This is a genomic window from Streptomyces peucetius, from assembly GCF_025854275.1.
Lineage (GTDB): Bacteria > Actinomycetota > Actinomycetes > Streptomycetales > Streptomycetaceae > Streptomyces > Streptomyces peucetius_A.
Genome location: NZ_CP107567.1, coordinates 5,999,193 through 6,024,080, shown reverse-complemented (window position 1 = coordinate 6,024,080; position 24,888 = coordinate 5,999,193). Strand labels below are relative to the sequence as shown.

General features: G+C 73.2%; 1 protein-coding gene. It reads right to left on the bottom strand.

What is annotated here, in order from left to right:
- Positions 1 to 2 precede the first annotated feature (2 nt).
- Positions 3 to 24,779 carry a non-ribosomal peptide synthase/polyketide synthase gene (locus OGH68_RS27505; protein WP_264247695.1) on the bottom strand — a complete coding sequence of 8,259 codons (24,777 nt, stop codon included), beginning with the start codon at positions 24,777 to 24,779 and terminating at the stop codon, positions 3 to 5.
- Between the last annotated feature and the right edge of the window lie 109 nt (positions 24,780 to 24,888).

Here is a 24,888-nt window from a genome sequence, read left to right as displayed (position 1 = left end):
ACTCAGAACCCGAGGTCTTCTTCGAATGCGTCGATCTCGTCCTGGTCGAGATCGAGGAGCGGCGCCAGTGACGCGGTGTTCCGCGGCGCCGCAGGGGCGGCGGAACGTGCGCCGGGGTCGGCCGCGTGGGTCACCAGGGCGCGCAGGGCCAGGAACCAGCCGTCGGCCAGCGCCGCCACCTCGGCCTCGGTGAACAGCTCCGCGGGCCACGACCAGGACGCCACCAGCCGGGGGCCGTCGGGCCGGTCCTGCGTCAGCGAGTTCAGCTCCAGGGCGTGCGCGGCGGGCATGGCGTCGTCGCTGCCGCCGAGACCGCCGTCCCCGTTGTCCTCGCCGTCGCCGGAGGCGAAGCGGCCGAGGTAGTTGAAGCCGAGCTGCGGGGTCGGCAGTGCGGCCAGTGCCGGGGCCGTCTCGTCGTTGAGATGGCGCAGCAGGCCGTAACCGGCGCCGTTGTCGGGCAGTGCGGCAAGCTGCTCCGCGACCCGTTCCAGTGCCCGGCCGACGGCGGGGCCGCCCGCCCGGACCTCCGCCCGGTCGGCCTCCGTCACTCCGGGGTCGAGCCGGACGGGGAAGAGGCTGGTGAACCAGCCGACCGTACGGGAGATGTCCGCGTCGGGGACGATCCCGGCGAGCAGTTCCTCACGGCCGTGGCCCTCCAGGTCCAGCAGCACCCCGTCGGTGTGCGGCCTGCCCCGCTCGTGGTTCCACTCGGTCACGGCCAGCGCGAAGGCGGTCAGCAGGACGTCGTTGACGCCGGTGCGGAACACCGTGGGGACGGTGGTCAGCAGCGGCCGGGTGACGTCCGCGGGCAGCGTCACGGTGAGCTGGCGTACGGTGCCGGCGACGTCACGGGCCGGGTCCAGGGCTCGGGTGCCGAGCGGCGGCTCCTGAGGCCCGGTCAGCATCCTGTTCCACACCGGCAGTTCGGCGACCCGCTCGGGTGCCGCGGCGGCCGCGACCAGTCCTCGCGCCCACTGGCGGAACGAGGTCCACACCGGTTCGAGGGCGGGTTCCCGGCCGGCCGTGACGGCCTCGTAGGCGGCCATCAGGTCGGGCATCAGGATGCGCCAGGAGACTCCGTCGACGACCAGGTGGTGGACGATCAGCAGCAGCCGGCCGAGGGCGTCGGGTCCGGCGTCGAACCAGACGACCTGCACCATCAGCCCGTCGCCGGGGCTCAGCCGGTTCTGCGCGGCACGGCCCTGGGCGTCGACGGCCGCGGCGAGCCGCTCCTCGTCCAGGCCGGCGACGTCGACGCGGTGGATGACGTCGGCGGCACGCAGGGTGCCCCGCTCCGGTATGTGCAGCACCCAGTCGGTGCCGGTCCGCACCAGCCTGGCGCGCAGCGCGTCGTGGTGGTCGACGACCGTCTGGACGACCGCGGTCAGCTGCTCGAGGGTGAGGTCGCCGGGTACGGGCGAGGCCACCGACTGGTTGAACCCGTCGATCTGTCCGCCCAGTTCGCGCAGCCAGCGGATGATCGGCGTGCCGGGCACCGCCCCGAGTGCCGGGTCCGCGCCCTCCGGGTCGGCGGCCAGCACCCGTTCGGCGGCGCTCTGAGGCAGCGCGGCGGCCAGCGCCTCCGCGGTCTTGTACCTGAAGACCTCGCGCGGGGTGAGCACCAGGCCGGCCTGGCGGGCCCGGCCGACCAGCTGGATCGAGGCGATGCTGTCGCCGCCGAGGGTGAAGAAGCTGTCCTCGGCGCCCACCTCCGGCAGGCCCAGGACCTCGGCGAACAGCCGGCACAGCAGCTCCTCGCGCGGCCCCTTGGGCGCCCGGCCGGCCGGGAGTGCGCCGAAGTCCGGGGCGGGCAGGGCCTTGCGGTCGAGCTTTCCGTTGGTGTTCAGCGGCAGCTCGTCCAGGACCACGAAGGCGGCCGGGACCATGTAGTCGGGCAGTTCGGCGGCGGCGTACGCACGCAGTTCGGCGGCGTCGGGCGCCTCGTCCACCGGGACCGTGTAGGCCACCAGCAGCTTGGTGCCGGGCCGGTCCTCGCGGACGACCACGGCGACCCGGGCCACCTGCTCGTGCCGGGCCAGCACCGACTCGATCTCACCCAGCTCGATACGGAAGCCGCGGACCTTCACCTGGAAGTCCGTGCGGCCCAGGTACTCCAGTTCGCCCGTGCCGCCCCAGCGGACCACGTCACCCGTGCGGTACATCCGGGTGCCGGGTGCGCCGTGCGGGTCGGCGACGAACCGCTCGGCGCTCAGTCCGGGCCGTCCGAGGTAGCCGCGGGCCAGGCCGGTGCCGGCGATGTACAGCTCGCCGGGCACGCCGGGTGCGACGGGGCGCAGGGCGCCGTCGAGGACGTACACGCGGGTGCTGCGGATCGGCCTGCCGATCGGCGGGGCGGCGGCGGTGCCGTCCAGCACGGCCGTGGTCGACCAGATGGTGGTCTCCGTCGGCCCGTACACGTTGACCGCCGTGCCCGCCGCGGCCATCGCCTCCGCCAGGGCGCCCGGTACCGCCTCGCCGCCGACGAGCATGCGCAGCCCGTCGAGGGCGGCGGGCACATGGGCGACCAGCGTCTGCCAGAGGGACGGCGTGGCCTGCATGACGGTGCAGCCGTGCTCGGTGCGCAGCGCGGCGAGCGCGGCGGGGTCGAGGACCTCGTCCTTGCTCGCGATCACCACTCCGGCACCGGCGAGCAGGGGCAGGTACAGCTCCAGGGCCGCGATGTCGAACGAGACGGTGGTGACGGCGAGCAGCCGGTCCGTGCCGTCCATCGGTACGCGGGCGGACATGTCGGCGAGGAAGTTGTCCAGCGCCGTCCGGGAGATCACCACGCCCTTGGGCCGGCCGGTGGACCCGGAGGTGTAGATCGCGTAGGCCGGGTTGCGTCCTTCGGCGGGCCGGGGGCCGGGCGCCGTGGTCTCCGGCGCGGTCCGGGGTGTGTCGAGCAGCAACAGCGGGGTGTCGCCGACGGGCAGCACGGCGGCGGTCTCCGCCGTGGTGAGCAGCAGCGACGGGCGGGCGTCCTCGAGGACGTGGCCGATCCGCTCCGCCGGGTGCTCCGGGTCCAGCGGCACATAGGCCGCACCCGACTTGCGCACCGCGATGAGCGCGACCAGCAGACCGGCCGACCGGGGCAGTGCGACGGCGACGTACTTCTCAGGTCCGGCGCCGCGCCCGGTGAGCTCCCGCGCCAGCTTCTCGGAGCGGGCGTCCAGCTCGGCGTAGGACAGGCGCTCGGCGCCCGAGACCACCGCGAGGGCGTCGGGGGTCGCCGCCACCCGCTCGGCGAACAGGTCGAGCAGGGTCGGGAGACCGGACTCGGGCTCGACGGTGCCGGCCCACTGGTCCAGCACCTGCCGCTCGTGCTCGGGCGCCAGCAGCCGCAGCCGTCCGACGGGCTGCTCCGCGTGGTCGGCGGCCTCTCCCAGGAGGCGCAGCAGACAGGCGGCGAGCGCGTCGATCCGGTTCTGGTCGAGCAGGTCGGGCCGGTGGGCCAGGTCCAGGCCGAGCGAGCGGCCCAGGCTGACGGTGAGGCTCAGCGGGTAGTGGGTGCTCTCGTGGTTGTCACCGCCGACGATCCCCAGCCCGCCCGCGGACCTGCGCAGATCGGCGGCGTCGAGCGGATAGTTCTCGAAGATGACGAGCGAGTCGAACAGTTCGCCGTGGCCGGCCGTCCGCTGCACGTCGGCGAGCGGCAGGTGCTGGTGGTCCATGAGCTCGGCCTGCTGGTCCTGCAGCCGCTCGAGCAGCGCGCCGAACGTCTCGGACGGGTCGAGCGCCACGCGCACCGGGAGGGTGTTGATGAAGAGGCCGACCATGGACTCGATGCCGGGGACCTGCGGCGGGCGGCCGGAGACGGTACCGCCGAAGACGACGTCCTCACGGCCGGTCAGCTGCCCCACCACCATGGCCCACACGGCCTGGACGACGGTGTTGACGGTGATCCCGCGCTCGCGCGCCCAGCGGGCGAGCGCCGCGGTCCGCTCCTCGGGCAGCTCCAGTCGTGTGCGGACGGGAAGCACTGCCGGGCGGGACGGGTCGGGAGCGGCGAGCAGCGTCGGCTCGTCGAGTCCGTCGAGGACCTGCCGCCAGGCGTTCTCCGCGGCGGTGCGGTCCTGGCCGGCCACCCAGGCGAGGTAGTCGCGGTACGGGGTGACCTGGGGCAGCGAGGCTCCGTCGCCCTGCTTCCCGTACAGCGCGAACAGCTCGCCGAGGAAGACCGGCATGGACCAGCCGTCCAGCAGGAGGTGGTGATGGCTGACGAGGAGCCGGTGCCGGCCGGGCGCCGTGGTGACGAGGGTGAACCGCATCAGCGGGGGCGCCGCGAGGTCGAACCGGCGTACCCGGTCGTCGGCGGCCAGCCGGTCGGCGGCCGCGGCCCGCTCCGCCTCGGGGAGACCGGTCAGATCGGCCTCCTCCCAGGGGAGTTCGACGTCGGCCGGGAGGATCTGGACCGGCGCTTCGAGGCCCTCGTGGCGGAAGGCCGCCCGCAGGTTCGGGTGCCGGTCGAGAAGCGTCCGCACACTGGCGCGCAGCGCGTCGCGGTCCACGGAGCCCTCGATGTCGAACGAGAGCTGGACGGTGTAGACGTCGTCGCCCTGCTCGTCGTAGACGGCGTGGAAGAACAGGCCCTGCTGGAGGGGGGAGAGGGGGAGGATGTCCGCGATCCGCCCGTGCCCGGCCTCCAGCGTGTCGATCTGCTCCTGGGTCACGGAGACCAGCGGACGCAGGTCGGAGGGCGTCAGACCACCGGCGGACGGCTGGGCCGCGTGCTCGGCGAGAGCACGGAGGGCGGCGAACCAGCCCTCGGCCAGCGCCCGCACCTCGTCGTCCGAGAACAGGCCGGCGGGCCAGGACCAGTCGGCCACCAGACGCGGGCCGTCGGCCTGTTCGAGGGTGACGGCGTTGACGTCGAGCGCGTGGGCGACACGGCCCTGCGGGTCGCGGCCGTCGCCGAGGTCGGCGTCGGAGCACAGGGACCAGTCGGCGGCCTGTGTGCCGGCGCCGTCACCGGCGTCGAAACGGCCCAGATAGTTGAAGCCGATCTGCGGCGAGGGGAGTTCGGCGAGCGCGGCGGAAGTCTCCGGGGCGAGATGGCGCAGGAGGCCGTAGCCGATGCCGTTGTCGGGCAGGGCGTGCAGCTGCTCCTTGACCGCCTTCAGCGCACGACCCGGGTCACTGTCCCGGCCGGCGTCGAGCCGAACGGGGAACATGCTGGTGAACCAGCCCACCGTCCGGGAGGTGTCCACCCCCTCGACCACGTCCTCCCGACCGTGGCCCTCCAGGTCCACGAGGACGCTGGACGAACCGTCGCCCCGCCACCGGGCCACCGCCTGCGCGAAGCCGGTGAGCAGCACATCGTTGACGCCCGCCCGGTACCTGGCCGCCACCTCGGTGAGCAACGGCCCGGTGACCTCGGCGGGAAGCGCCAGCGACAGGTGCCGGACGGCCGAGGCCGTGTCGACGGCCGGGTCCAGCGGACGAGAGCCGATCGGCGCGTCGTCACCGGCCAGCATCTCCTGCCACAGCGGCAGTTCCGCCGTCCGGTCCTCGGCGAGAGCCCGCAGCTCCTGCGCCCACCGGCGGAACGACGTGCCCACCGGCTCCAGCTCCCCACCCTCATAGGCAAGGGCCAGATCCGGCAGCACGATCCGCCAGGACACTCCGTCCACCACCAGGTGGTGGACCATGAGCAGCAGCCGGTCCGTGTCCTCGAACCAGACGGCCTGCACCATCACACCCGCGTCCGGCGCCAGCCGCTGCTGAGCGGCACGCGCCTCGGCGGCGATGTCACCGGTCCCGCGTCGCAGCACCTCCACGGCCGGCACCGTGCCCGGCGCGGCGACCTCGAGGTTCCAGGTGCCGTCGCCGCGCACCAGCCGCGAGCGCAGCACGTCGTGGTGGTCGAGCACCCGCTGCAACGCCGACTCGATCCGCTCCAGCGTCGCGCCCGCCGGCGTCCGCACCAGCATCGCCTGATTGAACCCGTCCACCGGGCCGCCCAGCTCACGCAGCCAGCCCACGATCGGCGTCTCCGGCACCAGCCCCAGACCCGCCGCCGGATCCTCCGCCCGCACCGACGAAGACGACACCGCCACGGCCGCCAGAGCCTCCGGCGTACGGTGCTGGAACACCTCACGCGCCGAGAACACCAACCCGGCCCTACGCGCCCGGCTCACCAACTGGATCGACACGATGCTGTCGCCACCCAGCTCGAAGAAGCTGTCGTCGACCGACACCGACTCCAGACCCAGCAGCTCGCCGTACAGCCGGCACAGCAGTTCCTCGCGCTCGGTGCGCGGGGCCCGCCGGGTGCCGCTGCCTGTGGCCTTGGGCTCCGGCAGGGCTCGCCGGTCCAGCTTGCCGTTCGCGGTGAGCGGCAGCGCGTCCAGTGCCACGAAGGCGGAAGGGACCATGTACTCGGGAAGCGCCTGCGCCACATGGGCGCGGGCCGCCACCGTGTCCAGTTCCCCCGCACGCGGTACGAGATAGGCGACCAGGCGCTTGATGCCGGGACGGTCCTCCCGTACCACCACCGCGACCTGCGCGGAGTTTTCGTAGCGGGACAGCACGGACTCGATCTCACCGAGTTCGATCCGGAAACCACGCACCTTGACCTGGTCGTCCTCCCGGCCCAAGTACTCCAGTTCGCCGTCACGGGTCCAGCGCACGACGTCCCCGGTGCGGTACATCCGCGAGCCCTCCGGGCCGTACGGGTCGGCGACGAAGCGCTCCGCCGTCAGCCCTGGCCGGCCGAGGTAGCCGCGCGCCAGACCGGCACCCGCGATGTACAACTCGCCCGCCACACCCGGCGCGACCGGCCGCAGTGCCTCGTCCAGCACCTGGACGAGGCTGTTGCCGACGGGCCGGCCGATGAGCGGCCGCGCCGTTTCGCCGGTGCGTGCGGTCAGCGTGTCGACGGTGGTCTCGGTGGGCCCGTAGAGGTTGACGCCGGTGACGCCGGGCGTCTCGGCCAGCTCGCGCCACAGAGCCGGGCTCACGGCCTCGCCGCCGAGGGCGAGGATCCGGGGCCGTGCCGCCGGGTCCCGTACGAGTCCTTCCTCCATGAGCTGTTCGGCGTAGGACGGCGTGAGCTCCATGAAGTCGATGCCCGCGTCGCGTACGCAGGCGATCAGCGCGGCCGGGTCACGGCGGGTGTCGTCGTCGACGAGGTGCAGTTCGTGGCCCGCCACCATCCACAGCAGCGGGTCGAGCGAGGCGTCGAACGACACGGCGGCGGTGAGGGCGGCGCGCAGCGGCCGGCCCGCATCGGCGATCAGGTCGGCGTACAGCTCGTCGAAGTGGTGGTGGAACAGGTTGCCCAGAGAGCGGTGGGCGACCACGACGCCCTTGGGACGGCCGGTGGAGCCGGAGGTGTGGATGACGTAGGCCGGGTGGTCGGGCCGCAGGGCGGCGGTCCGTTCGGAGTCGTCCAGAGCCGTCCCCGGCAGTTCCTCCAGCGCCTGTACGACGGCGGGGGCGTCGACCTCGATACGGATCGGGCCGCGGTCCGCGGGGATCGCGTCGCGGGTGGCCTGCGAGGTGAGCACGGCGCTGGTGCCGACGTCCCGGAGCAGGAGCGCGATCCGGTCCGCCGGCAGCGACGGGTCGACCGGCACATAGGCGGCACCCGCCTTCATGACGGCGAGGACGGCGACGACCAGGTCTGCGGTACGAGGCAGGGCGACGGCGGCGTACTGCTCCGGGCCGACGCCGTGGCCGATGAGGAGCCGGGCCAGCCTGCCCGCGCGGGCGTCGAGTTCGGCGAAGGTCAGGCGCGTGTCGCCGGCGACGAGGGCGACGGCGTGCGGGGTGCGTGCCGCCTGCTGCGCGAAGAGCTCCGGCAGCGTCGAGGCGGGAACGTCACGCGTGGTGCCCCGCCACTCGTGGAGCACGCGGTGGCGCTCCTCCTCGGTGAGGACGTCCACCGCCGACAGCCGCCGGTCGGGGTCGGTGACCAGTTCGGCGGTCAGCCGCACCAGGCGCTCCGCGAGCTCCCGCACGGTCTGCGGGTCGAACAGGTCGGTGGCGAGCTCGACGCGTCCGCCGATGCCGGCCGGGCTGCCGTCCTCGGCGAACCGCTCCGCCAGCTGGAACGACAGGTCGAACTTGGCGCCGTCCACCGTGGTGTCGTGCGGCTCGATCCGCAGGCCGTCGAGGTCGAGGGCGGCCTCCGCGTTGTTCTGGAGGGAGAGCATGACCTGGAACAGGGGGTGCCTGGCGAGGGAGCGCTCCGGGTTGAGGAGTTCGACGAGCCGCTCGAAGGGCACGTCCTGGTGGGCGTAGGCGGCGAGATCGGTCTCCCGCACCCGTTCCACCAGCTCGCGGAAGGTCGGGTCGCCCGACACGTCGGTGCGCAGGACGAGGGTGTTGACGAAGAAGCCGACCAGGTCGTCGAGAGCCTCGTCCGTGCGGCCCGCGATCGGCGAGCCGATCGGGATGTCCGTGCCGGCGCCGAGCCGGCCGAGGAGTGCGGCGAGCGCGGCCTGCACCACCATGAAGACACTGGCCCGGCTCTCGCGTGCCAGCGCCGCCAGCGGTGCGTGCACCGCGGCCGGGATCTCCAGCGGGACGGTGTCGCCGCGGAAGCTCATCTCCGCGGGGCGGGGGCGGTCGGCCGGCAGCGCCAGCTCTTCCGGGAGTCCCGCGAGGGTGTGCTGCCAGAACGCGGTCTGCCGTGCGAGTCCGCTGTCCGGGTCGTCCTCGTCGCCGAGCACGTCGCGCTGCCAGAGCGTGTAGTCGGCGTACTGGACGGGCAGCGGCTGCCAGGCGGGCGCCTCGCCGGCGCACCGTGCCCGGTACGCCTGGCCCAGGTCACGGGCGAGGGGCGCCATGGACCAGCCGTCCCCCGCGATGTGGTGGACGACGACGAGCAGGATGTGCTCGGTCGCGGAGATCCGGAACAGCCGTGCCCGCAGGGGCGGTTCGGCGGCCAGGTCGAAGTCCTGGGCCGCGGCCGCGGCGAGGGCCTGCGGGTCGTGGTCGCACACGGGGAGTCCGGGGCGTGCCTGCTCGGGCGCCAGGACCAGCTGGCGCGGCCGGCCGTCGGTGTCGGGGAAGACGGTGCGCAGGCTCTCGTGGCGGGTCACCACGTCACCGAGCGCCTCCTGCAGGGCGTGCGGGTCGAGGTCGCCGGTGAGGCGCACGGCCAGGGGCAGGTTGTAGGTGCCGTTGCGCTCCTCGAAGCGGTTCAGGAACCACAGCCGGCGCTGGGCCGGGGACAGCGGCACGTTCTCCGGGCGCACCCGGGCCACCAGGGCGGGCCGGGCGGCCGCGCTGTCGCCGAGCTGCTCGGCGAGGGCGGCGACCGTCGGGCTCTCGAACAGTGCGCGGACGACGAGTTCGGCGCCGAAGAGCGTCCGCACCCGGCTGACGAGCCGGGTGGCGAGCAGGGAGTGGCCGCCCAGGTCGAAGAAGCTGTCGTCGATGGAGACCCGCTCCACGCCGAGGACTTCGGCGAACAGTGCGCAGAGCGTGTGCTCGCGCTCGGTGCGCGGCGCCCGGCCGGTGCCGGCGTCCGATGCGAAGTCGGGTGCGGGCAGGGCCCGCCGGTCCAGCTTGCCGTTCGGGTTGAGCGGCAGTGCGTCCAGGAACAGGAACGCGGACGGCACCATGTACTCGGGCAGCGCGGCGGCCACATGCTCCCGCAGCGCGGCCGCGTCGGTGCCGGCGCCCTCGGCCAGGACCGTGTAGGCGACGATCCGCTGGTCGCCCGGCCGGTCCTCACGGGCGACGACGGCGGTGCGGGCGACGGCCTCGTGGCGGGCGAGCACGGCCTCGATCTCGCCGAGTTCGATGCGGAAGCCGCGGACCTTCACCTGGTCGTCGGTGCGGCCGAGGTACTCGATCTCGCCGTCGGCGTTCCACCGCACCAGGTCACCGGTGCGGTACATCCGGCTGCCCGCCGGGCCGAACGGGTCGGCGACGAACCGCTCAGCGGTCAGCGCCGGCCGGTTCAGATAGCCCCTGGCGAGGCCCGTGCCCGCGAGATAGAGCTCTCCCGGCACGCCCGGCGGCACCGGGCGCAGCCCGGCGTCGAGCACATGGGCGCGGGTGTTGTGCAGCGGCCTGCCGATCGGCGGCGTGCGGTCGGTGTCCGTGTCGCCGCCGTACCAGGCGGTGGCATAGACGGTGGCCTCTGTCGGCCCGTAGATGTTGGCGATCGTGGAGCCGGGGACGGCGGCCCGGACGGCGTTCGCGGTGTGGGCGGACAGGCCCTCACCGGCGAGCACGACCAGACCGGCGCCGAACCGGGCGGGTCCGCCCTGGCCGATGGTGTGCGCGAGGGCCGACGGCACCGCGCTGATCAGGCTGTACGTGCGGTCCTCGGTGCTCTCCAGCAGGGCGAGCACGTCGCGGACGACCTCGATCCTGCCGCCGCTGAGCAGCGGTCCGAACATCTCGAAGACGGAGACGTCGAAGTTGAGCGAGGTCGCGGCGAGGACGTCGGACAGCCGCTCCTCGCCGATGTCGGACACGGCCCAGGCCGCGAAGTCGGCGACGCTGCGGTGGGCGACGACGACGCCCTTGGGGCGGCCGGTCGAGCCGGACGTGTAGATCACGTACGCCGGGTGGTCCGGGGTGAGCGGGCGGACCCGGTCGGCGTCGGTGGGGGCGCCGCCCGGGAGTGCCGCCAGTTCGCGCCGGTGTCGCGGGTCGTCGAGCAGCAGCGCGTCGGTGCCCTCCGGGAGTGCGGCGGCCGCCTCCTTCGTGGTGAGCACCAGCGTGGGCCGGGCGTCGGAGAGCATGAAGGCGATGCGGTCGGCCGGGTAGCCCGGGTCGACGGGCAGATAGGCGGCACCGGACTTCAGTACGGCCAGCAGCGCGACGATCATCTCGGCGGAGCGTGGCAGGGCGAGCGCGACGAACTGCTCCGGCCCGGCACCGTGCCGGATCAGCAGACGGGCGAGCCGGTTGGCACGCTCGTCGAGCTCCGCGTAGCGCAGTTCCTGGCCGGCGTGCCCGACGGCCGCCTTCCCGGGCGTGCGGGCCACCTGGTCCTGGAACAGCTCGGGCAGCGTGGCGGGCGGGACCTCCCGGTGGGTGTCGTTCCACTCGGTGAGGACCCGGTGCCGCTCCGCGCCGGTGAGCACGTCGACGGAGCCGATGCGGGTGTCGGGTGCCTCGGTGACGGCGTCGAGCAGGCGGACGAGCCGCTCGCCGACGGCCTCGACGGTCGTGCGGTCGAACAGGTCGGCGGAGTACTCGACGACGCCGCTCAGTCCGGCGGGGGCGCCGTCCTCGGTGAAGGTCTCCTCGAGGGAGAACAGCAGGTCGAACTTGGCGGCCGCGAGCCCGATCGGCAGGGCGTCCGCCCGCACGCCGTCGAGGCCGAGGGTGGCCTCCGCGTTGTTCTGGAAGGCCAGCATCACCTGGAACAGCGGGTGGCGGGCGAGTGAGCGGACCGGGTTGAGGATCTCCACGAGCCGCTCGAACGGCACGTCCTGGTTGGCGTACGCCGCCAGATCCGTCTCTCGTACCCGTTCGACGAGTTCACGGAAGGTCGGGTCGCCGGAGAGGTCGGTCCGCAGCACCAGGGTGTTCACGAAGAACCCGACGAGGTCGTTCAGCGCCTCGTCCGTACGGCCCGCGATCACGCTGCCGACGGGAATGTCCTCGCCCGCGCCGAGACGGCCCAGCAGCGACGCCAGAGCGGCCTGGACCACCATGAAGACACTGGCGCGGTTCTCCCGGGCGACGGCGACGATCCGCTCGTGGACCTCGGCCGGCAGCCGCAGCGGGATGCTGTCGCCGCGGTAGGTGACCTCGGCGGGACGCGGCCGGTCCACGGGGAGGGACAGCTCCTCCGGGAGCCCGGCGAGGGTGGTGCGCCAGTGGTCGATCTGCCGGGCCAGGGGGCTGTCCGGGTCCGTCTCGTCACCGAGGACGTCCCGCTGCCAGAGCGTGTAGTCGGCGTACTGGACGGGCAGCGGCTCCCACGCGGGGGCGGCGCCGCCGCGCCGTGCGTCGTAGGCGAGGCCGAGGTCGCGGGCGAAGGGGGCCATGGACCAGCCGTCGCCGGCGATGTGGTGCACCACGACGAGCAGCACGTGCTCGGTCGCGGAGATCCGCAGCAGCCGTGCCCGCAGGGGCGGCTGGGAGGCGAGGTCGAAGCCTTCCGCGGCGGCTTCGCCGAGGACGGTGTCGAGTTCGTCCGCTGCGACGTCCACCGTCGGCAGGGCGGGCCTGGACGCGTCGGCCGTCAGCACGAGCTGGCGGGGCCGCCCGTCTACCTCGGGGAAGACGGTGCGCAGGCTCTCGTGCCGGGCGACCACGTCGGCGAGCGCGGCATGGAGGGCGGCCGGGTCGAGGTGTCCGGTGAGGCGGAGCGCCAGCGGCAGGTTGTAGGTGGCGCCGGGCCCTTCGAAGCGGTTCAGGAACCACAGGCGGCGCTGGGCCGGGGACAGCGGGATCTCCTCCGGCCGTGTCCGTGCCGTCAGTGCCGTGCGCGCGCCTCCCGCACCGGCGATGCGGCCGGCGAGGGTGGCCACGGTCGGCGCCTCGAACAGGGCGCGGACGGCGAGTTCGGCGCTGAAGACGGACCGGATGCGGCTGACGAGCCGGGTGGCCAGCAGCGAGTGGCCGCCCAGGTCGAAGAAGCTGTCGTCGACGGAGACCGCGGGCAGGCCGAGCACTTCGGCGAACAGCCCGGCGAGGATCTCCTCCTGGGCGCTGCGCGGGCCGCGCCCGGACGCCGTGGCACCCAGCTCCGGCGCGGGCAGCGCCCTGCGGTCGACCTTGCCGTTGCCGGTCAGCGGAAGGGCGGCGAGGGTGACGAACGCGGACGGCACCATGTACTCGGGCAGGGCGGCGGCCACATGGTCGCGCAGCGCCGCCGGGTCGGCCGCGGCGCCTTCGGCGGGCACCGCGTAGGCGACGATCCGCTGGTCACCGGGACGGTCCTCACGGACGATCACCGACGCCTGCGCGACGCTCCCGTGACGGGCGAGCACCGCCTCGATCTCACCGAGCTCGATACGGAAGCCGCGGACCTTCACCTGGTCGTCGGTGCGGCCCAGGTACTCGACCTGGCCGTGCGCGTTCCAGCGGACCAGGTCACCGGTGCGGTACATCCGGCTGCCCGCCGGGCCGAACGGATCGGCGACGAACCGCTCACCGGTCAGGCCGGGCCGGCCGAGGTAGCCGCGGGCCAGGCCGGCGCCGGCGATGTACAGCTCACCGGCGACTCCGGCGGGCACCGGGCGCAGGGCCGCGTCCAGTGCGTACACCCGCATGCCGTCGAGCGGCCTGCCGATCGGCAGGGACTGCGGCACCTCGGACGCCGACTCGACACGGCAGGTGGTGGCGAAGGTCGTGGTCTCCGTCGGTCCGTAGCCGTCGACGAGCACCACTCCGGGGCACGCCTCGAGCACCCGCCGGGCGGCGGCGGCCGGGACGACGTCACCGCCGGTCCACACCTGGCGGACACGGGCGAGGCAGCCGGGGCCCTCCTCGGCGATCAGGCGGAACAGGCCCGCGGTCAGCCACAGGGCCGTGACCCCGTGCCGGTCGACGAGGTCGCGCAGTGTCACCGCGTCGAGGTCCCCGGGCGGGGCGACGACGACCTGTCCGCCGCCGAGCAGCGGGACCCACAGCTCGTAGGTGGACGCGTCGAAGGCGGTCGGCGAGTGCAGCAGCACGCGCTCGTGCCCGTCCTCGAAGCGGCGGTCGGCGGCCAGCGCGGCGATGTCGCGGTGGGTGACGGCGACGCCCTTGGGCAGACCGGTGGACCCGGAGGTGAACATGACGTACGCCAGCTGGTCGGGGCGCACGGTGACGCCCGTGTCGTGCGAGGGCGCGTCGGCCGCGGCGAGGGCCGCCTGGGCCTCGATCACCGTCAGTCCGGACGCCGCACCGGGAACGTCGGCGGCCGAGTCCACGAGCAGCAAGGTGGCGCCCGTCTCGGTGAGGATGTGACCGATCCGGCTCTGAGGGAACCGGGGGTCGAGCGGCACGTACGCGCCGCCCGCCTTCAGGACGGCGAGCAGGGCGGCCACCAGGTCGGCCGAGCGCTCCATGTACAGCGCGACCCGGTCCTCCGGCCCGACGCCCGCGGCGAGCAGCCGGTGCGCCAGCCGGTTGGCCCGCGCGTCGAGTTCTTTGTACGAGACGGTGCCGGTGTCACCGACGACGGCCGCGGCGGACGGCGACCAGGAGGCGAGGTCGCCGAAGAGGGCGGGCACCGCCCGGTCGTCGCGTTCGTCGCCCTCGCTCTCGTTCCAGGTGACGAGCAGCCGGTGGCGCTCGTCCGGGCCGAGGAGGGAGATCCGGCCGACGGGCGTGCCGAACTGCTCGGCGGCGTTCTCCAGCAGCCGCACCAGCCGGCCCATCAGGGTGTCGGCGGCGGCGGTGTCGAACAGGTCGGTACGGAAGTCCAGCCGCAGTTGCAGCCGCTCGCCGGGGACGGCGGTGAGGATCAGCGGGTAGTGGGTGGCGTCGTGTCCTTCGATGCCGGTGACCGTGAGGCCGTGCCCGATCTCCAGTACGTCCGCGTCGAGCGGATAGTTCTCGAACACCACCAGGGTGTCGAAGAGTTCACCGAGTCCGGTCGCCTGCTGGATGTCGGTGAGACCGAGGTACTGGTGGTCCATGAGAGCGGCCTGCTGGTCCTGGAGCCGCTCCAGCAGCGCGCCGAGAGGCTGGGCCGGGTCGAGGGTGACCCGCACCGGGAGGGTGTTGATGAACAGGCCGACCATGGACTCGATGCCGGGGACCTGCGGCGGGCGGCCGGAGACCGTGCCGCCGAAGACGACGTCCTGACGGCCCGTGAGTTGACCGAGGACCATCGCCCAGGCGCCCTGGAACAGGGTGTTGAGGGTGACTCCACCGGTCCGGCTGAGGGCGGTGAGCCGTTCGGTGAGCGCCGCCGGGAGCTCGACCGTCACACGGTCGGGCGCGGCGGGGCTGCCGTCCCGGCCGCCGGGGGCGACCAGGGTCGGCTCGTCGAGCCCGTCGAGGACCTGCCGCCAGGCCGCCTCCGCGGCGGTGCGGTCCTGGCCGGCGAGCCAGGTCAGATACTCCCTGTTGGGGGTGACATGGGGCAGCCGGGTGCCGTCCCCGGCGTGGCCGTAGAGCGCCAGCAGTTCCTTGACCAGGACGGGCATGGACCAGCCGTCGAGCAGGATGTGGTGATTGGTGATCACCAGTCGGTGCCGGTCGCCGGCGGTCCTCAGCAGCGCGAAGCGCATCAGCGGAGCGCGGGCGGGATCGAAGCGTGCGGCCCGGTCGTCGTCCATCCAGCGGCGTACGGCCGCGTCCCGGTCCGCGACCGGGACTGCGCTGAAGTCCACCTGGGACCAGGACAGTCCGACGCTCTCCGGGATGACCTGCACGGCGGTGTCGAGGCCCTCGTGGCGGAAGGCCGCCCGCAGGCCCGCGTGCCGGGCGAGCAGTGTGCCGGCGGCGGCGCGCAGGGCGTCCGCCCGCAGGGGGCCTTCGATGTCGAGGGCGAGCTGGACGGTGTAGACGTCGTCGCCCTGCTCGTCGTAGACGGCGTGGAAGAACAGGCCCTGCTGGAGGGGGGAGAGGGGGAGGATGTCCGCGATCCGCCCGTGCTCGGCCTCCAGGGCGTCGATCTGCTCCTGGGTCACGGAGACCAGCGGACGCAGGTCGGAGGGCGTCAGACCACCGGCGGACGGCTGGGCCGCGTGCTCGGAAAGAGCGCGGAGAGCGGCGAACCAGCCCTCGGCCAGCGCCCGCACCTCGTCCTCGGAGAAGAGTTCCGCGGGCCAGGACCAGTCGGCCACCAGGCGCGGGCCGTCGGCGTGGTCCTGGGTGACGGCGTTGAGGTCGAGGGCGTGGGTGAGGGGCATACCGGGGTCGCGGCCGTCGCCGAGGTCGGCGTCGGAGCACAGGGACCAGTCGGCGGCCTGTGTGCCGGCGTTGTCAGCGGCGTCGAAACGGCCCAGATAGTTGAAGCCGATCTGCGGCGAGGGGAGTTCGGCGAGCGCGGCGGAGGTCTCCGGGGCGAGATGGCGCAGGAGGCCGTAGCCGATGCCGTTGTCGGGCAGGGCGTGCAGCTCCTCCTTGACCGCCTTCAGCGCACGACCCGGGTCGCTGTCCCGGCCGGCGTCGAGCCGGACGGGGAACATGCTGGTGAACCAGCCGACCGTGCGGGACGTGTCCGCCCCGTCCACGACGTCCTGACGGCCGTGGCCCTCCAGGTCCACGAGGATGCTGGACGAACCGTCGCCCCGCCACCGGGCCACCGCCTGCGCGAAGCCGGTGAGCAGCACATCGTTGATGCCCGCCCGGTAGGCCGTGGGGACGCGGGTGAGGAGCGGTGCGGTGACGTCGGCGGGGAGCGTCAGGGACAGGTGCCGGACGGCCGAGGCGGTGTCGACGGCCGGGTCCAGCGGACGAGAGCCGATCGGCGCGTCGTCACCGGCCAGCATCTCCTGCCACAGCGGCAGTTCCGCCGTCCGGTCCTCGGCGAGAGCCCGCAGCTCCTGCGCCCACCGGCGGAACGACGTGCCCACCGGCTCCAGGTCCGCGCCCTCGTAGGCCAGGGCCAGGTCGGGGAGGAGAAGGCGCCAGGAGATGCCGTCGACGACGAGGTGGTGGGCCATGAGCAGCAGCCGGTCCGTGTCCTCGAACCAGACGGCCTGCACCATCACACCCGCGTCCGGCGCCAGCCGCTCCTGAGCGGCACGCGCCTCGGCGGCGATGTCACCTTCGGCACGGCGGAGAAGGCCGGCTGCCCGAACGGCACCGGGCGCGGCGACCTCGAGGTTCCAGGTGCCGTCGCCGCGCACCAGCCGCGAGCGCAGCACGTCGTGGTGGTCGAGCACCCGCTGCAACGCCGACTCGATCCGCTCCAGCGTCGCGCCCGCCGGCGTCCGCACCAGCATCGCCTGATTGAACCCGTCCACCGGGCCGCCCAGCTCACGCAGCCAGCCCACGATCGGCGTCTCCGGCACCAGCCCCAGACCCGCCGCCGGATCCTCCGCCCGCACCGACGAAGACGACACCGCCACGGCCGCCAGAGCCTCCGGCGTACGGTGCTGGAACACCTCACGCGCCGAGAACACCAACCCGGCCCTACGCGCCCGGCTCACCAACTGGATCGACACGATGCTGTCGCCACCCAGCTCGAAGAAGCTGTCGTCGACCGACACCGACTCCAGACCCAGCAGCTCGGCGAAGATGCCGCAGAGGATGTCTTCCTTGACGGTCTGCGGCTGCCGGCCCTGACCGGCTCCGGTGAACTCGGGGGCGGGGAGGGCTTTGCGGTCGAGTTTGCCGTTGACGGTCAACGGCAGCGCGTCGAGGACGACGAACGCCGAGGGCACCATGTAGTCCGGCAGACTCGCCGCGACGTGGGCCCGCAGGGCGTCGACGTCCACGCCTTCGTCGGTGGCCGGGACCGGGTAGGCGACCAGACGCTTGATGCCCGGCTGGTCCTCCCGCACCACCACCGCCACCTGAGCGACCGCCTCATGCGCACCCAGAACCGTCTCGATCTCGCCCAGCTCGATGCGGAAACCACGCACCTTGACCTGATCGTCCGCCCGGCCCAGATACTCCAGCTCACCCGCACGCGACCAGCGCGCCACATCCCCCGTCCGGTACATGCGCGTACCCGCCGGGCCGTGCGGATCGGCGACGAACCGCTCCGCCGTCAACCCCGGCCGACCCAGATAGCCGCGCGCCAGACCCGCACCCGCGATGTACAACTCCCCGGCCACACCCGCCGGCACCGGACGCAGACCACCGTCCAGCACATACACCCGCGTGTTCGCGATCGGCGTACCGATCGACGGCACACCCGAACCCGCCACCAACGGCTGCGACATCGTCGCCGCCACCGTCGACTCGGTCGGACCATAGGCGTTGACCATCCGCCGCCCCGGAGCCCACCGGTCCACCAGCTCCGCCGACGTCGCATCACCACCCACCACCAACGACCGGAAGTGCGGATACTCACCCGCCGGAACACTCGCCAACGCCGCCGGCGGCACCAGAGCATGCGACACCTGCTGCGACACCAGCACCTCGGCCAGCACCTCACCCGCCAACGGACCCGGCAAAGGCACCACCAACGCCGCACCCGCCGCGAACGTCATCACCAGCTCCAGCACCGACGCATCGAAACTCGGCGACGCGAACTGCAGCACCCGGCTCTGCGCATCGACCGCGAACCGCTCCACCTCCGCCGCCGCGAACGACGCCAGCCCCGCATGCGGAACCACCACACCCTTCGGCCGCCCCGTCGACCCCGACGTGTAGATCACATACGCCGGACTCGACGACGCCACCGAAACCGCGAGACGGCCACCGTCCGCCTGCTCGTCGATCTCCGGCAGCTCGCGCAGGACCAGCACCGGCCGGGCGTCCTGGAGCATGTAGTCGATCCGCTCCTGCGGATAGTCCGGATCCACCGGCAGATACGCCGCCCCCGCCTTCAGCACCGCCAACTGCGCCACCACGATGTCCACCGAACGCGGCAGCACCAACGCCACCACACCCTCCGGCCCCACACCCCGGCCCACCAGCCAACCCGCCAACCGGTTCGCCCACGCCTCCACCTGCGCATACGACAACACCGAACCATCCGCACCCACCACCGCCGGCGCATCCGGACACCGGTCCACCGCAGCCTCGAACAACCCGTGGAACGTCACCGGCTCCAGCGCACACTTGACCCCGGCCCACTCCCCCAGCACCCGCTCACGCTCGACCGCACCCAACACGTCCACCGCACCGACCCGCACATCCGGATCAGCCGCCACCACGTCCAGCACCGACACCAACCGCGCCGCCAGCACCTGAACCGACACCCGGTCGAACAGATCGACCGCGAACTCCACACTCCCCTCCACACCCTCGGCCGTCTCCGCCAACGTGAACGACAGATCGAACTTCGCGGTGTTCAGACGGACGGGCTGGCGGCGGGCTTCGACATCGGGGAGGGCGATGTCGGACGCCGGGATGTTCTGGAGCTGGAGGGAGACCTGGAAGAGCGGGTGCCTGGCCATGGAGCGCTCGGGGTTGAGCACCTCCACCAGCCGCTCGAACGGCACGTCCTGGTTCGCGTACGCCGCCAGATCCGTCTCCCGCACCCGCTCCAGCAGTTCACGGAACGTCGGGTCACCGGACACATCCGTGCGCAGCACCAGCGTGTTGATGAAGAAGCCGACGAGGTCGTCGAGCGCCTCGTCCGTGCGGCCGGCGATCGGCGAGCCGATCGGGATGTCCGTCCCTGCTCCCAGGCGGTGCAGCAGGGTGGCCAGTGCGGCCTGGAAGACCATGAAGAGGCTGGTGCCGGTCTCCCGGGCGACCTCGGAGAGACGGGCGTGCAGCTCGGCGGGGACGGTGAAGTCGAGTGTCTCGCCGCGGTGGCTCATCTCCGCGGGGCGCGGTCGGTCCGCCGGCAGTGCCAGCTCCTCGGGCAGGTCCGCCAGCTCGGCGCGCCAGTGGTCGACCTGGCGCGAGAGCTCGCTGTCCGGGTCGTCCTCGTCACCGAGCACGTCCCGCTGCCACAGCGTGTAGTCCGCGTACTGCACCGGCAGCGGCGCGAAGCCGGGCGCGCCGCCGCCCAGCCGGGCCGCGTACGCCGTCGACAGGTCCTTCGCGAGCGGGGCGAGCGACCAGCCGTCGCCCGCGATGTGGTGGACGACGACCAGGAGTGCGTGGTCGTCCGGTGCGAGGGTGAACAGGTGAGCCCGGACGGGGATTTCGCGGGCCACGTCGAACCCTTGTGCGGCGGCGGCGCTCAGCGTCTCGTCGAGTGCGTCGAGGTCCGTCCCGGCGAGGTGCAGCCGGGGCCGGGCCGCCGTGTCGGCGGCGTCGAGGACCATCTGACGGGGCCGGCCGTCGACGTCGGGGAACAGGGTGCGCAGCGCCTCGTGGCGTGCCGTGACATCGGCGAGGGCCGCCTCGAGGGCGTCGGTGTCGACGCGCCCGGTGAGCCGCAGGGACAGTCCCAGGTTGTAGGTGCCGCTCGGGCCTTCGAGGTGGCTGAGGAACCACAGGCGGCGCTGGGCGTGCGAGAGGGGGATCTCGGCGGGGCGCTCGCGTACGGTCAGCGCCTCCCGGGCCTGTCCGGCGCCGCCGAGGTGTTCGGCGAGGGCGGCGACGGTGGGCGTCTCGAAGAGGTTGCGTACGGTGAGTTCGGCCCCGAGGGCGGTCCGGATGCGGCTGATGAGGCGCGTGGCGAGCAGCGAGTGGCCGCCGAGGTCGAAGAAGCCGTCGTCGACGGTGACGGTTTCGAGGTCGAGGACCTCGGCGAACAGCTCGCACAGCACGCTCTCCCGGCGGGTGCGCGGGGCGCGTCCGGTGCTGAGCCGGGTGAAGTCGGGGGCGGGCAGCGCCTTGCGGTCCAGCTTGCCGTTGACCGTCACCGGCAGCCGGTCCAGGGTCAGGACGGCGGCGGGCACCATGTAGTCGGGCAGGGCGGCGGCGACGTGTCCGCGCAGTGCGGCCGGGTCGGCGGCGGGGCGGGCCGGGTCGGCGGCGACGGTGTAGGCGACGAGCCGCTTGTCGCCGGGGCGGTCCTCGCGGACGATCACGGTGGCCTGGGCGACGTCGTCGTGGGCGAGCAGCCGTGCCTCGATCTCGCCGAGTTCGATGCGGAAGCCGCGGATCTTGACCTGGTCGTCGACGCGGCCGAGGTACTCCAGTTCGCCGTCGGCGCTCCATCTCACGAGGTCGCCGGTGCGGTACATACGTGAGCCGGGAGCGCCGTACGGGTCGGCGAGGAAGCGTTCCGCGGTGAGCGCGGGGCGGTCGTGGTAGCCGCGGGCGAGTCCGGCGCCGGTGAGGTACAGCTCGCCGGGGACGCCGGCGGGTACGGGCCGCAGGCCGGCGTCGAGCACGTAGACGCGGGTGTTGGTGATGGGCCGGCCGATGGTGGGGGTGCCCACGCCGGGGCGCAGGGGTGCGCTCATGGTGGCGCAGACGGTGGATTCCGTGGGGCCGTAGGCGTTGACCATCTTCCGGCCGGGGGCCCAGCGGTCGACGAGCTCCGCGGAACAGGCCTCTCCGGCGGTGACCAGGGTCATCGCGGCGGGCAGTTGCGCCTCGCCCATCGCGGAGAGCACGACGGGGGGCAGGGTGGCGTGGGTGACCTGCCGCTCGGCGAGCAGGCCGGCCAGGGGCTCGCCGGCGGCCAGCCGCTCCGCGGACGGGACGACCAGGGTGGACCCGTTCAGCAGCGTGGTGAGGATCTCCCACATCGACGCGTCGAAGCTGGGGGACGAGAACTGGAGCACCCGGTGGCCCGCGCCGCCGCCGAACCAGCTGCGGTGGGCGGCGGTCATGCTGGCGACGCCGGTGTGGGTGACGACGACGCCCTTGGGGCGTCCGGTGGAGCCCGAGGTGTAGATGACGTACGCGGCGTCCAGCGGCACGAGGCGGGTCGCCCCGTGGCCTTCGGCGGGCAGCTCGGTCTCGTCGAGGAGCAGCCGCTCGGGTCCGTCGCCGGGGAGCGCGTCCTGGAGGGCGCGGGTGGTGACGACGAGCGCGGGGCGCGCGTCGCCGAGGATGTACGCGATGCGGTCCGCGGGGTAGGCGGGGTCGACGGGCACGTAGGCGGCGCCGGCCTTCATCGCGGCGAGGAGACAGACGACGGTGTCGGCGGAGCGGCCCAGGGCGACGGCCACCGCCGAGCCGCGGCGGACGCCGCGGTCGCGCAGGAGTGCGGCCAGGCGGGCGGCCCGGGCGTCGAGTTCCCGGTAGCCGTAGGACACGTCGTCGGCGACGAGGGCGGTGGCGTCCGGTGTGGTGCGGACCTGTTCGGCGAACAACTCGGGGACGGTGGCGTACGGGACGTCCTGGGCGGTGTCGTTCCAGCCGGTGAGGAGGTCTTCGCGTTCGTCGCCGGACAGGATGTCGACGGCCGCGACCCGGCCGTCCGGGTCCGCGGTGACGGCCTCGAAGAGCCGCAGGAAGCGCTCCCCGATGCCGGCCGCGGTGGACTCGTCGAAGAGGTCGCGGGCGTACTCGAGCCGGACGTCGACACCGGCCGGTTCCCCGGTGCCGGTGAAGCGCTCGCCGAGGCGGAACCCGAGGTCGAACTTGGCGGTGTCCGTCTCCAGGTGGCGGGGGGACGCGCTGATCCCGGGGAGGTCGAGCACCGGTGCCTCGTTGTCCTCGAGGGCGAGGGTGACCTGGGCCAGCGGGTGCCGGGCGAGCGAACGCACCGGGTTGAGGATCTCGACCAGCCGCTCGAACGGCACGTCCTGGTTCGCGTACGCCGCCAGGTCCGTCTCCCGTACTCGGTCCACCAGCTGACGGAACGTGGGGTCGCCGGACACGTCCGTACGCAGCACCAGGGTGTTCACGAAGAACCCGACGAGGTCGCCGAGGGCTTCGTCGGTACGGCCGGCGATGACCGTGCCGACCGGGATGTCGTCGCCGGCGCCGAGCCGGTTCAGCAGCGCCGCGAGGGCGGCCTGCGCCACCATGAACACACTCGCGCCGCTCTCGTGGGCGATGCTCCGCAGTCGTGCGTGGACGTCGGGGCCGAGCCGGAGCGCGATCTTGCCGCCTTCGTGGCTCGCCACCGCGGGGCGCGGCCGGTCCACCGGCAGGGCGAGTTCCTCCGGCAGGCCGGCCAGCGCGGTGCGCCAGTGCGCGATCTGCCGGGCGAGGACGCTCGCGGGGTCGTTCTCGTCGCCGAGAAGCTCCTGCTGCCAGAGCGTGTAGTCGGCGTACTGGACGGGCAGCGGCGTGAACTCGGGCGCGGCGCCGCCCAGCCGGGCCACGTAGGCGGCCGACAGGTCACGGGTGAACGGCGCCACCGACCAGCCGTCGCCCGCGATGTGGTGCACCACCACGAGCAGGACGTGCCGCTCGGGTGCCGTGGAGAACAGGTGCGCCCGGACGGGGATCTGGGACGCGAGGTCGAAACCGCGGTGTGCCGCCGCGGCGAGCTCACCCTCGAGCTCGCCGTCGGTGACGTCGGCGGTGAGGAGCTCGGGCCGGGCGTCCTCGGGCGCGGACACGTACTGGTGCGGGGCGCCGTCACGGACGGGGAACACGGTCCGCAGGCTCTCGTGCCGCGCCACCACGTCCGCCAGCGCCGTGCGCAGCGCTTCGACGTCCGGCCGGCCGGACAGCTCCACCGTCAGGCCGTCGTTGTAGGCGGCGCCGCCTGTCTCCATCTGGTTCAGGAACCACAGCCGGTTCTGCGCCGCCGACAGCGGCAGCAGCTCCGGCCGGGGACGGACCGTCAGGGCCGGCCGGGCGCCGGGCGCGAAGCCGAGCGCCTCGGCGAGTGTGGCGACGGTGGCGTTCTCGAACACGGTGCGCAGCGTCAGTTCCGCGTTCAGCTCCCGGCGGATACGGCCGACGAGCCGGGTCACCTGGAGCGAACTTCCGCCCCGGAGGAAGAAGTTGTCGTCGACGGAGACGACGTCCTCGCCGAGCACCTCGGAGAAGAGACGGCACAGCGCCTCCTCCTGCGCGGTGCGCGGCGCCCGGTGCCCGCCCGCCCCGAGCGGCTCCTGCCCGGTCCGCCCGGCGGTCTGCCGGCGTACGGGCAGGGCCGCGACCTGCTCGGCGTCGAGCGCGATGGAGTCGACCCGCTCGTCCAGGGCGGCGGAGCCGAGCCGGTGCAGGAAGTCGAGGAAGGTCTCCTGGTAGGCGCGGAGCGCGTCGTCCTCGTACAGGTCGGGGTTGGCGTCGAAGTCGATCTGCAGCCCGGCGCCGGTGCCCCGGTCGTAGACGATGAAGGAGATGTCGTCGGCGGGGCCGATGGAGAGGTTGTGCGGCTTGGCGGGGTGTCCGCCGAAGGTGACGTCGTAGTCGAACATCATGATGTTGACGTGCGGTCCGACCAGGCGTCGTTCGTCGGCGAGCATGCCGAGATCACGCCGCAGGTCCTCGAACTGGTAGCGCTGGTGCTTCATCGCCGCGCGCGTCTCCGCGGACACCCGGGTCAGCAGCTCTTCGACGGTGAGGCCGGGTTCGACGGCGATACGCAGCGGCACCACGTTGGAGACCATGCCGGGGACGCTCCGGCCGGTACGGCCGAGCCGGGTGGACACCGGCAGGCCGAGCACGACCTCCGGGGCGCCGGTGAGGTTCTGGAGCCAGGCGGCCACGGCCGCGATCAGCGCGGGCGGCCAGGTGACGGAGGCGTCGGAGGCCAGGGCGCGCAGCCGGTCGGTGTCCGCCGGGGCGAGATGGGCGGTGCGGCGGGCCAGGGAACGGGCCAGGGTGGGCTGCTCGCCGGAGAGGCTGACCGGCTCCGGGCACTCCTTGAGCCGGTCGATCCAGTAGGCGCGGTCGCGCGCGAACCGCTCGGAGTCCTGGTAGTCGGCCTTCTCGTCGAGGAGGCGCGTCAGCGGGGCGAAGGGGGTGCCGGGCACGGGTTCGCCGGCCGCCAGCGCCGAATACACCTCCGCGGTCCGGCGGGCGACCATGTTGACGGTGAAGCCGTCGACCAGCAGATGGTGGTAGCGGTGCAGCCAGAAGTAACGGTCGTCGGCGATCTTGAAGAGGGCGAAGAGGAAGAGCTGGTCGTGCTCGGTGTCCAGGGGCTTGGCGAAGTCCTCGGCCATCCAGGCGCGGGCCGCGGCCGTCGGGTCGGGTTCGGCGCTGACGTCCACCACGTGCAGGTACCGGTCGAAGCTGTCGGCCGGGACGATCCGGGCGACGGGGCCGCCGTCCGCCTCGAAAAAGCGCAGCCGCAGGGTCTCTGCCTCGGCGACGACCCGGCGCAGAGCGGCCTCGAACAGGCCGGCGTCCACCGGTCCCGCGATTTCCAGGAATTCACCGGTGTTGAAGATCGTGTTCTGCGGATTCAACTGCTGCGCGTACCACACACCCGACTGGGCAGCGGTCAGCGGAAGAAGGGCGCCCCGAACGTCTGACACAGCCACTCACCCTCAATGCAGTGATGTAAACGAGAATTGCCAAGCATGACAACTTGGCCATGTCTAACAGCCCCGTTTCGGCCGGGACAACGGCGCTTGCAGAAAGTTG